General features: G+C 35.8%; 10 protein-coding genes. 5 read left to right on the top strand and 5 right to left on the bottom strand.

What is annotated here, in order from left to right:
- The first annotated feature begins 5 nt into the window (after positions 1–5).
- Positions 6–935, top strand: coding sequence for a hypothetical protein (locus DWZ38_RS07835; protein WP_015526860.1), 930 nt, complete (start codon positions 6–8; stop codon positions 933–935).
- Positions 936–1,016: 81 nt separating this feature from the next.
- On the opposite strand, the gene DWZ38_RS07830 is transcribed toward DWZ38_RS07835, so the two are convergent.
- From DWZ38_RS07830 to DWZ38_RS23080, 5 genes are all read right to left on the bottom strand, one after another.
- Positions 1,017–2,597 (bottom strand): ABC transporter ATP-binding protein, encoded by a 1,581-nt coding sequence (locus DWZ38_RS07830; RefSeq protein ID WP_117851444.1) that lies wholly within the window; start codon positions 2,595–2,597, stop codon positions 1,017–1,019.
- Positions 2,584–3,960, bottom strand: a complete 1,377-nt coding sequence (locus DWZ38_RS07825; RefSeq protein WP_117851442.1) for a radical SAM protein — start codon at positions 3,958–3,960, stop codon at positions 2,584–2,586. The genes DWZ38_RS07830 and DWZ38_RS07825 overlap by 14 nt, the downstream gene beginning before the upstream one ends.
- Positions 3,950–6,013: an FtsX-like permease family protein gene (locus tag DWZ38_RS07820; protein WP_178105297.1), complete on the bottom strand. Its 2,064-nt coding sequence runs from the start codon at positions 6,011–6,013 to the stop codon at positions 3,950–3,952. Before DWZ38_RS07820 ends, DWZ38_RS07825 begins: the two co-directional genes overlap by 11 nt.
- Positions 6,006–6,737, bottom strand: a complete 732-nt coding sequence (locus DWZ38_RS07815) for an ABC transporter ATP-binding protein (RefSeq protein WP_117851437.1) — start codon at positions 6,735–6,737, stop codon at positions 6,006–6,008. The genes DWZ38_RS07820 and DWZ38_RS07815 overlap by 8 nt, the downstream gene beginning before the upstream one ends.
- Before the next feature lie 89 nt (positions 6,738–6,826).
- Positions 6,827–6,961: a hypothetical protein gene (locus tag DWZ38_RS23080; protein ID WP_005340371.1), complete on the bottom strand. Its 135-nt coding sequence runs from the start codon at positions 6,959–6,961 to the stop codon at positions 6,827–6,829.
- 577 nt (positions 6,962–7,538) lie between these two features.
- On the opposite strand from DWZ38_RS23080, the gene DWZ38_RS07810 reads away from it, so the two are divergent.
- The 4 genes from DWZ38_RS07810 to DWZ38_RS07795 are packed head-to-tail and all read left to right on the top strand — an operon-like array spanning position 7,539 to position 11,381.
- Positions 7,539–7,883: a hypothetical protein gene (locus DWZ38_RS07810; protein WP_055151581.1), complete on the top strand. Its 345-nt coding sequence runs from the start codon at positions 7,539–7,541 to the stop codon at positions 7,881–7,883.
- Between the two features lie 24 nt (positions 7,884–7,907).
- On the top strand, positions 7,908–8,618 hold the full coding sequence (locus tag DWZ38_RS07805; protein WP_055151488.1) for a conjugal transfer protein TrbL family protein: 711 nt from the start codon (positions 7,908–7,910) through the stop codon (positions 8,616–8,618).
- 13 nt (positions 8,619–8,631) lie between these two features.
- A complete protein-coding gene (locus DWZ38_RS07800) occupies positions 8,632–9,555 on the top strand; it encodes a hypothetical protein (protein WP_015526852.1) in 924 nt (307 codons plus the stop codon).
- 2 nt (positions 9,556–9,557) lie between these two features.
- Positions 9,558–11,381, top strand: coding sequence for a lysozyme family protein (locus DWZ38_RS07795; protein WP_015526851.1), 1,824 nt, complete (start codon positions 9,558–9,560; stop codon positions 11,379–11,381).
- Positions 11,382–11,385: the final 4 nt, after the last annotated feature.

The raw sequence follows: 11,385 nt of genomic DNA, 5'->3' as shown, positions 1-11,385 counted from the left end.
TATTTATGGCAAACGAAACAATGAACCTGAACACCCCTATTTTAACCCTTGACTCCGATACTGTATTAGAAACTGCTCAATCAAAAGCGGATTTAATCTGGCATGACATCCAAAATGCCTATCGTACCAGGAAAATTCTCACCGGCATTCTGGGAGGTATTGAAAAGACCGAAGCCGGCAGCTTAATAGCAATTATTTACTATAAAGATTATCGGGCAGTCATCCCCATCTCGGAAATGATGATCAATCTGATCCAGGATGAAAATCATGATTACGGAGATCTCTCTCTTAGACAGAACAAAGTCCTTAACAATATGCTTGGTTGTGAAATCGACTTTGTAATCAAAGGACTGGATACCAAATCCAGAAGCATCGTTGCCAGCCGGAAAGATGCTATGCTGAAGAAACGTCAGATTTTCTATTTTGATCAGGACTCTTCCGGACAGACTAAAATCCACGAAGACCGTATTGTGCAGGCCAGAGTCATTGCCGTTGCTGAAAAAGTAGTCCGGGCAGAAATCTTTGGTGTAGAAACTTCCATCCTTGCAAGAGATCTGTCTTTTGACTGGCTGGGTGATGCCAGGGAACGATTCCAAGTAGGGGAACATATTCTGGTCCGGATCTTAACTATCCAGGGAGATTCCCCGGAAATGCTCTCCATCCATGCAGATGTGAAAAGCGTGGAAGGCAACACCAGCAAAGAAAATCTGAAAAATTGTCGGGTACAGGGAAAATATGCCGGAACGGTGGAAGACATCCACAAAGGAACTGTTTTTGTCCGGTTAGAATTGGGCGTCAACGCCATTGCTCACAGTTGCTACGACAGCCGCGCCGTTGGAAAGAAAGATAAGGTGTCCTTTGTTGTGACACATATTGACGAGGATCGGAATGTTGCAGTGGGGATCATCACTCGGATTATTAAGCAATACATATAGCATTCATAATGCACTGGGGGATAAGAGAAATCCCCCAGTCTTTAATGCCTTCATCAGAGTTACATTTGAACCAACATACAATTATGCATTCAAAGTTATTATTTCATCACACATAGATAAAAGATATTTTCTATGTGTGATGATTATTATAATTTTATCCCACTTTATTTTTGCAAGCAAATCACCAACTATTTCTTCACTTTTCATATCCATAGATGCTGTAGGTTCATCTAAAATTAAAACATCTTTATTCTCTAAAAATACTTTTAAGAAACATATTTTCTGCAGTTCGCCACCAGATTTTAAAGTATAATTATATACTTGCTTTTTCGGCACTTCATCTAGGTTTAAAAAATTTAAAAGTTCATTATTATTCACATAACAAGCTATTTCTTCTATATCATCAACAGACACTGTTGCCTTTTGAGGCATTACCGATATTCCCTTTAACAATGATTCCTGTGATAATTCATTAATATCTACATCATTTATTGTAATCGTACCATTGTATACCACATCAAATCTTCTCAATAATTTTATTAGGGTAGTTTTTCCAGATCCGTTTTCGCCTGTTATACCTAGAATTTTGCCCTTATGTATAGACATATTGAATTTGTCAAATATTACTTTGGTATCAATTTTTTTAGTTAAGTCCGTTATTTCTATTTTTTGAATACTTGTTACTTCCTTACTACCATAATTACGTAAAGGTATCTTAACTAACAAATTCAATCTGTTTGACACTACACAAAATGATTTGTATTGTAAAAAAACTTCTCCTATCTTGAATAATGGAACATACAGTTTTTGGGTGTACAAAATCACATTAATTAATTGACCAGGGCTTAAATTGATACTGGAATCTAATATCCATACTGATAGGATTACAATAATAGAAATCAAGTTAAAACTCTGTGATATGATCAATGAAATTTGATAATGGTTTTTTATTTTAAAAAACTGTTCAAACAATAATTTATTTGATTTTGCATACAAACTAAATGCACTTTTTACATTATCAATTAAATAGTAACTTTCAATATTGTTCAAAATATCATTAGAATATGTATTGGTTTGTGTCTCCACTTCCTTCATTCGTTGTAGCTTATAATTTAAAGGTAAAGTATATATTTTTTGAACAACGACAAAAAATATGACTAACCCAATAATAACTACTCCTAGTTTTATGTTGACTCTCAAAATATACCAAGCTATTCCTAAAAAGGAAAGCAAATTTCCTACAGCATTAGAAACATCCGATACCAAAAAGCTATTAAATTGTGGAATATCTTTATCTAATAGTGTCTCTAAATTTCCTATTGAATATTTTTCCCAAAAATCAGCATTGGTATTTGTAATTCTTTGCATTATTGCCTGTCTTGAAGCAATATTCATTTTTGCTTCAAAATAATTATATCTATTTGCTTTCCAATATTCTATTATTAATGCGATAATAGTCAGTAAAATCAATGCTTTACTATAAAAAATCACATTATTATATTGCATATTTTGAACGCTATCTATTAGTTTTCCAATATAACTTGGTGAATAAACAGATGTTGCTGTGCTTATCAGCAAAAACAAGAAACAAATTCCATGTTGCATCAAAAAAAAAGTAATCGTAATATGACAGTTGCTTAAAATATTTTTAATACTTTTCACCAAACAACTCCTTTTTTTCTTCTTCACTAAGTTCCATATACAAGTATATTAATTTTTCATAAAATACCTGTTGGTGGAAACACTCCCTTGGTGGCTGCGACAATAAACCACCATTTTCTTCATAATTTCCAGCCACACAACCACCTGCACAATATTTTCTAACCCAGCATTTAGAGCAGCCTTCACGAGTATTTAGATTATTAATTTGTGCTTTTTCTAAATACTTTTCTCTCTTCTCTTCATTTTCCTGATATGTATCATACACATTACCTAAACAAGTTTCCTTATAACTTACAAATCTATGACAAGGATATATATCACCATGTATATCTATTGCAACGTCTCTTATCCCTGCCCCACAACCGAATTGTCTATATACACCCCTGTGTAAACTTAACAATGCAGAGTATATAAAAGTCATCTTTCGCACTTTAGAACAATTATTGCTATGAATAAATTCTTTGGCATATTCTATCAATTCTATTTCGCTATTAATGTATTCCACAAATTCCGCATCTGATGTCAAATTATTGGCAGGTGTCATCGGTATATTTTTAAAGCCTAACCCATTCAAATGATTAAATGTATTAACCATATCAAGATTACCTGGTGTAAGAGTTGCTCTAGACGTTAAACCGTACTCTTTTCGTAATTCTTTTGTATTTTTTACAGTTTGGTCATAACTGCCTGTTCCATCTTTATGATATCTGTTTTTATCATTTTTTTCTTTATCACCATCAATGCTGATAATAGTCGAAATTTTATTTTCTACTATTAGTTTATTTACCTCATCATTTAATAAAGTTCCGTTTGTTGTCATCGAATAACCAACATTTTTATCTTTGGTTTTACAATACGAAATAATTTCTTTCATTAAATCTACTGCCAACAAAGGTTCCCCTCCAAAAAATGTTATTAAAACTTTATCGGCATCTGAGTGCTCAAATAAATAGTCTATTGCCTTAAAAGCAGTTTCTTTACTCATTTTACCTGAATCACAATAACTACCTTCGTCACCAAAACAATAGGAACATGCCAAATTACATCCTTGAACCAACATTAAGGTTATTCCAACAATATTTTCTTTGGTATAAGTTTCTATCGACGATTCATTTTTAGAATCCACATATTTAAGAAAGCCTGCATTTTCCATTGCATTTACAAGCGAATTAAATTCTTCTTCGTTAAAATATTTTTTACTTTTCTGAAATAATTCTTCTTTCGATAAGTTATTGTTTTGAATTACTTTTAGGGTTCTTTCATCCACTTTTACAAGTTTTCCGTTTTCTATGTCTAAAATAACCACCTCTTTTTCATTACGAAATATCTTGAAATCATTAAACTGAATAATTCTATTGTACATATGTATCCTTCTCTCCTTTTTTTATTATTCTCATTGTAATAAAGGCATATAATACAGTCATTCCTATAACCAATAACAGATAACGACTGGCATTTAAAATAACACCTTTTATTGATACATAAGCATGTATTTCTGCATAATTCAATGAAATATATACTCCTAAAATAATACTCAGAAAAACTCCCGCACAGACCAATGGAGTAGTATAGATATACCTACTCTCCTTTTTTCTAATATCACTACTTTCCTTTTCATTAACCCCCAGCCTACGGTATACCTTAATATTATCAACATGACTTCTCATAATAAATAAATAATTCAAACTCAAAATGCTTAAATTAAGTACCATACCTATTATGAATAAATAGATGGATAATAAATTCACCAATATCGTAAACGTCACAAACTGGTTATTTGAAATTGTTTGCATCGTAACCTCAAATATTCTGAAAAAGTCATCTTCTTTATTATAAATTCTATTTAACTCATATATTTCACTATTATTTAACTCTGTCAAAATATCTTTTTCTATTTTTTCTGCTTGGCTATATGTTATCCTATTTTGTGTATCAATTAATACTGTTTCTGATACTTTTAATAACCCTTCTACAGCGTATGCATTCACTACTATAACATACGGATTATCTGTATTAAATAAACTTTCTCCCGCAACAGAATCTGTAAATTCTTTCTGGGAATTTTTCAGAGTAACACCATTGGACAACACAATTTTTTTATCAGAAAAAACATTCTGTTCGGTCTTATACTTATGAACTAAAAACTCATCTTTATTTAAACTAACCTTTTCCAATCCTGATGCAGATCTAACACAATTATAATCATCTAGGGATATAATATAAGGTGGAAACATTCCCCTTCGACGATTTTTAAATAAATCTGGATTTGCAAGATAATTTTTAACCTTAATGAATTTATTAACATGTACATCTTGACTCTCTAAATACTCATTCAAAAAATCAATTTCAATTTCTCCAATCTTATCGGGTTCTTTGATATAATTATAAATACTATTTACTTCTATATCATACGAGCCTTTATATTGATTGAATGAATGAGACCACGTGAATAGTATGTTAGCCATTACTGGTACTACTATACAAAAAAGCAATATAATACTAGATGAAAACATCATAAACTTTAATCTTTTGGAATATGTAGTTAACTCTGTGAGCAATATAATGTCTTCAATATTATGATACTGCTTTTTCAACCTCTTTCTTGTCTGCAAATTTATTCCAGCATAAATAAAACTTCTTATCGCCAGTATCGCTAAAATAATAACCAAAAAAATCAAAAGATTTTTTACATTATCAGGAATCTCTTGTAAGTGTTGAACATAATCATAATATCTTAAAACTCCTATTCCCATTATGCCAATAACTATTATGGAAATTATATTTGCTTTAACTGAAGGAATCTTTCCAATTTTTATTTTCTTTTCTACTGTTAATAATTCTTTTAACTCAATACTTTTGAATCTTTTCACATTTTTTATAAATGTAACTAATAATAATATGGCATTTCCCAAAATAGTAAGTGCTAATGCATCTTTATATAACTTGAAAGATATTGTTATAGTAGTCTCCATAACTTCCAAAATATGTTTTGTCAAAAAATAGTTAAATACAGTGCCTATAATAATACCAATCAAAAGTCCTATAATACTTCCTATAAGTCGTTCAACCAAAATTTTATAAGATATTATTCTTCTTGATAACCCCATTGTTCGTAACAAATAATATTTGTTCTTCTGGTAATTGAATAAGTAATTATCAAGATACAAAATTATTCCTAATGCTAATAAAAAAAAGCATCCTGCCATAATACGTGTCATCAAAAGAATATTATCCACATTAAAATACTCTATATGTTGAATTACATAATCCTTAGAATATATGATATTTATTCCATACATTATTGCAGAATACATAACAATCATAACAACATAATATAGATTTAACTGAATGTTCTTTTTAAAGTCTTTTGAGGATAATTTGGTTAGTAATTTACACATTTTAATAGTATTATCCATCATATTTCTCCAAACAACTGATTATTTCTTTATAATATTTCTTTTGTGAATCATTCTTTATCAACTGTTTCTCTATCCTTCCATCTTTTAAATAGACGAATTTATTTGAATATGAAGCCACATATGGATCATGGGTTACCATAACTATTGTCTTTTCTAAATCCGTATTCAGTTTTCTAAAAATCTCTAATAAAATATCGGCATTTTTTTTATTGAGAGCCCCTGTTGGTTCATCCGCAAAAATACATTTTGAATTATTCAATATACTTCTAGCAATTGCAACTCTCTGTCGTTCACCTCCAGATAATTCATCTGGATATTTATTTAACAGAGTTTTTATATTTAATTGTTGTACTACTTCTTCAAAAGATAGTTCCTTCGCATTTGATTCTGCTAGTAATACGCCTAAATAAGCATTTTCCTCAACTGTCATTTCTTGAATCAAATTATAATCTTGAAAAATTATACTTATATCTTTTTTTCTGTATTGATCTCTTTCCTTATCCTTATACTTCCTAAATGATTTGGCGAAAAAGGATATTTCTCCCTCATCATAATCTTCAATCATTGTCAATATATTTATTAAAGTAGTTTTACCAGCTCCACTACTACCCATAATCGCTAAAAAATCACCTTCAGCAATATCTAAATCTATGCCTTTAAGTACCTCTGTTATCTGTTTTCCATTCACATAATTTTTAGTTATTTGCTTAAGACTATACATATTATCGCCTCCCTTGTATTATCTAACAAGAACCGGGGAAATCCCCGGTTCTCTAGTCTTGAATGACCACTCTGCTTCTTAATTGGCAATTAACTAATGAAATCTAATGATCCACCATTGCAAATAGTACAGTTGTTGTCACCTTTATTGCACAGAAGACAAATATTGCTATCAATATTTTTTGCCTCTTCTTCAGTAACTGTTCTGTTCACTACTTCAAACATATTTACATCCTCCTTTCATTCAAAATTGTTAGGCAACTGTCAACTTATACTCTTCCATTTTTGTTATACGAACTAATTCCCCGTACAAAGCAAAAATATTTCGTACTAAGTTTTATGTAACCAAAATCACTTATCGCCAACAATTTCACCTAACATTTTAGGTTACCATTAATAAATACACTTTCCTAATCTACAAATCTATATTTTATGCTTAAATTGCGTTTTTTTTGTCCTCGTTGGCACATACTATTCATTTTTATGCCCCAGCTTGGCACACTTCTGCGATTTACAGGGAAATCTACCCATGTTAGAATGATACTGTCAAAATTATATGTAGCGAAAACGCAGCTTTCCAGGGAATGCCTCTTCTCTGGTGCAAGCTGCGTTTTTTAGTGCATGGAAAGGAGTATCACAACTAAATATGGAATAAGCGTTCCTCCGTATTGACCGGACTGAAGCTTTTATGAGGCAGGAAAACTATAAGCCAGGGCAAAGTGAAAAATCTCACTTTGCCCTCTTTTTATGAAGGAGGTTCATTTACTTGAAAAACCATGTACACAAAGAAGCTCCACCGGGCATGAAACATCATTGGAACTATGGCAAATATCTCTATACTGCCTTCCTTGTCTTTATTCTGATTGCCTGTAATGTACAACCCGTTATGGCTGCTACCATCTGGGACAAAGCTTCAGAAATCATGAAAGACGTATATAACCAGATTATCCTGATTTCCACCATTGCGGCTGTTGTAACTGCATCGGTTGCTTTGCTTTTGATGAATTTTTCCAAATCCGGAAAAACCGTGGATGAATCCAGGGCATGGCTCAAACGAATCATCATTACATGGGCTATTCTTAATGGTCTGGGATTTATCATGGCTTACATCACTCCGTTCTTTGCCGGCGGGCAGTGGAATGGATAATGCAGATAAGGAGGTGGCTCTGTCATGGGAATACTTGACGGAATTGTAGAATGGATTGCCGAACAGGTCATGAACATTCTGGATTTGATTACTACTTCTGTTCTGGGTGCACTGGGATGTTCCATGGATACTTTTCTCCGGTATTTTCCAGCAGCGGAAACAATGTACCAGATTTTTCTGGCACTGGCTATCGGACTCATCCTTTTAAACTGGGTTTGGCAGCTTTTTAAGAATTATTTTATGGGGACAGGGATTGACGCTGAAGATCCAATCAAATTATCACTGCGGACATTTATGTTCCTTTTCCTGACATTCTATGCCAAAGACATTGTGGATCTTCTATTGAATATTGCAGGAACCCCGTATAGCTGGATTCTGACTGAAGATCTTCCACCACTGGAATTTGCCAAGTTTAATTCTGTAATCACAGTCATCCTGGGAGTATGTGCCAACGGTGCTGTTGCCATTGTTGCCCTCATACTGGTACTGATCCTTGCCTGGAATTACATCAAGCTGCTTTTTGAAGCTGCGGAACGTTATATACTGCTTGGAGTTCTGGTCTACACCGCACCTGTTGCATTTTCCACAGGTGCTTCCCAGGCTACTGGAAATATTTTTAAGAGCTGGTGCCGTATGCTCGGCGGACAGTTCTTTTTGCTTTTAATGAACGCCTGGTGTTTGCGGCTGTTTACTTCCATGGTGGGAACATTCCTTGCAAACCCTTTATCACTCTAGGAAGGAGGAGATTATGAAACATAAGAAAACACTGCTCTGCAGCCTGCTATTGATTTCTTGTCTGATTCTTGTAACATCCATGCCGGTCTTTGCCGCTGAACTTACAGAAGCAGAGGTACAGCAAGCTGTGGATGCACAGGGAAAAGAAACGGTCACCGGTAATGTTTTTATCTGGTTTCTGTGTGCCATTGCTTTTTTGAAGGTTTCTCAAAAGATTGACAGCTTTATGGCAAGTCTGGGAGTCAATGTTGGAAATACTGGTGGAAATATGATGGCTGAACTTTTAATCGCCGGAAGAGGTCTTGCAAGTTCCTTTCGAGGGCATGGAGGTGGAAGCCATAGTAGTTCCCATTCTTCCTCTCCCGGAAGTGCTGCAGTACAAAGTTCTTTCCTTTCCGGAGGATTAGCCGGAGCCGTTGGAAGGCAGACAGAGCGTTCTGCGGTAAATGCAGCCACCGGATATACCGAAGGACCAAGCATCGGAAATGCACTCTATCAGTCTTCCCTTGAAAAAGGCGGAGATTTTGCCAATAACGTTATCAGCAATATTGCTCAAGGAAACTATGGTCAAGTTGGCTCGATCAAAGGTGATGGAGCTGTTTCTGCATTTCAATCCTACATGGGAATTCAAAATGAAGATAAAACAGATCATTCCTATACCAATGTTGAAATTGGAGGTGGCAGGATAACAGGAGTTGAGTCCGGTTCCAATGGGGACAGCCGGGAATTTGCTATGTACCATGCCGATCAATATACGGCTCCTACCCAGGGAACCTATGAAACTGTGCAATCTGTAGACGGAGCTACCTGGTACAAGCAATATGCCGAAAATACGGTATCCAAAATCCCTTATGATGCTGGCGATGGAAAAATAGCCTACAACGAATCCATTGTCCAAAAGCTTCCTCCTACTCCTCCAAGAAAGGATCGGATTTAGTAATAGATACAGAACGTTCTGGACTTGACGAAGCAATGGATGTAGGCTCCAGTACCGTTTCTCACCTAAAGTCCTTAAAAACAGCAGCCACTTTCTCCAAAGCAGGATATGGTGCCGCCCTTGGCGGACCTTTCACAGCAGCAATTGGAGCCGTCATAGCCAACCGGAATCAGCTCGCTAAAATTCTTCTTGTTATTCTCGCCATACTGCTGCTCCCGGTTTTATTTATTGTGATGCTCCCTGGTCTGATCTTTGGAAGCCTGACCGAGCAAAGTGATGTACTAAACAGCAACTCTATGATCAGTGAAAACATCCGTGCTTCCCGTGAAGCCATCGTTGAAGTGTTAGAAGAAAGCCATGAAGACATTCTGGCAGAGATCCATGCAGCAATTTCCCGTCTTCCACAAGGTGATACTGCATCCATCAATGATCCCTATACATACAGCATCTCCGTCAATGCCAATCTGCTGATTTCACAATTTTGTGCCAGCCAGGATGATTATAAAAATATCAACCGAAACCAATTAAAGAAACTCATTCGTGAAAATAAAGAAGGACTTTTTTCTTATGATGTAGCAACCGAAACAGTTACCATGGAAGTTACCGTTGATGGCGGTGCAGAAGGAGAATCCGGCACAGAACAGGGACAGGAACAAACACAGACGGTTACTTTTACGAAACACACCTATACTGTTGTTTATGCCGGAGATTCCTATTTTGCAGACCATGTATTCCATCTTACAGACAAGCAGAAAGAACTTGCCAAAAACTATGCTGAAAACCTGACTGCTTTCTTTGGAACTGCTTCTTCCGGTATTGTCGCTGCTATCAATCTTAGCGATGAGGTATTGTCCTACCGCCCTGCTGTAGAAAGAGCCGCTGCGAAATATGGTATGAGTGATTATGTGGATTTAATCCTAGCAGTCATGATGCAGGAATCTGGCGGACGGGGGCTGGATGTGATGCAAGCAGCGGAAGGTGGATTTAATACCCGCTATCCCCATGTGCCAAATGGGATTACAGATCCGGAATACTCCATTGAATGTGGCGTACAGGAATTAAAATATGCCCTTGATAAAGCCGGCTGTACCGGACCTACGGACTTAGACCGGATTAAACTGGCTCTTCAGGGTTACAACTACGGTTCTGCATACATTGACTGGGCAATGGAGCGTGACGGTGGCTATACCAAAGAAAATGCGATTGCCTACTCTGATATGATGTGTGCAAGACCAAGCTGGCCTTATGACCGGTATGGGGATAAAGAATATGTGGATCATGTCCTTCGCTATTACCAAATTACTGCCAGTGGCGGCAGCTATCCCGCAAACGGCATGCAGATTCCACACTATCTCCAGACAGACTATGGAAACATTCCATACGGCGGGGGTTCTATCGCCAGCAGCGGATGCGGTCCGACAAGCTTTGCTATGATTGCCAGTTATCTTACAGGCACTACCATTACACCTATTGATGCAATATCCTGGTGCGGAAATTCCTATTACAAACCAGGAGTCGGCACTTACTGGTCTTATTTTCAGGCAGCGTCCGATCATTTTGGGTGTGGGGCTGTCACACAGACCAGTGATCCCAACCAGGTACTTCAGGCTTTATCTGAAGGTCATCCGGTCATCAGTTCCCAAAGAGCCGGGCTTTTTACCAGTGGCGGACATTTTATTGTCCTTCGTGGTGTAACGGCTGGAGGTAAAGTATTAGTCAATGATCCCAATGATAGTTCCTCCAAAAACTACATCAACCGTGAATTCGATATGATGACGGAAGTGCATGCAACCGCAAATGCCTATTGGATCTTCGCTAAAAAATAAAGGA

Origin of the sequence: Ruminococcus sp. AF31-8BH (assembly GCF_003460605.1) — a bacterium.
In the GTDB taxonomy this organism is placed as follows: domain Bacteria; phylum Bacillota; class Clostridia; order Lachnospirales; family Lachnospiraceae; genus Blautia_A; species Blautia_A acetigignens.
This window is presented reverse-complemented; position numbering and strand designations above follow the sequence as displayed.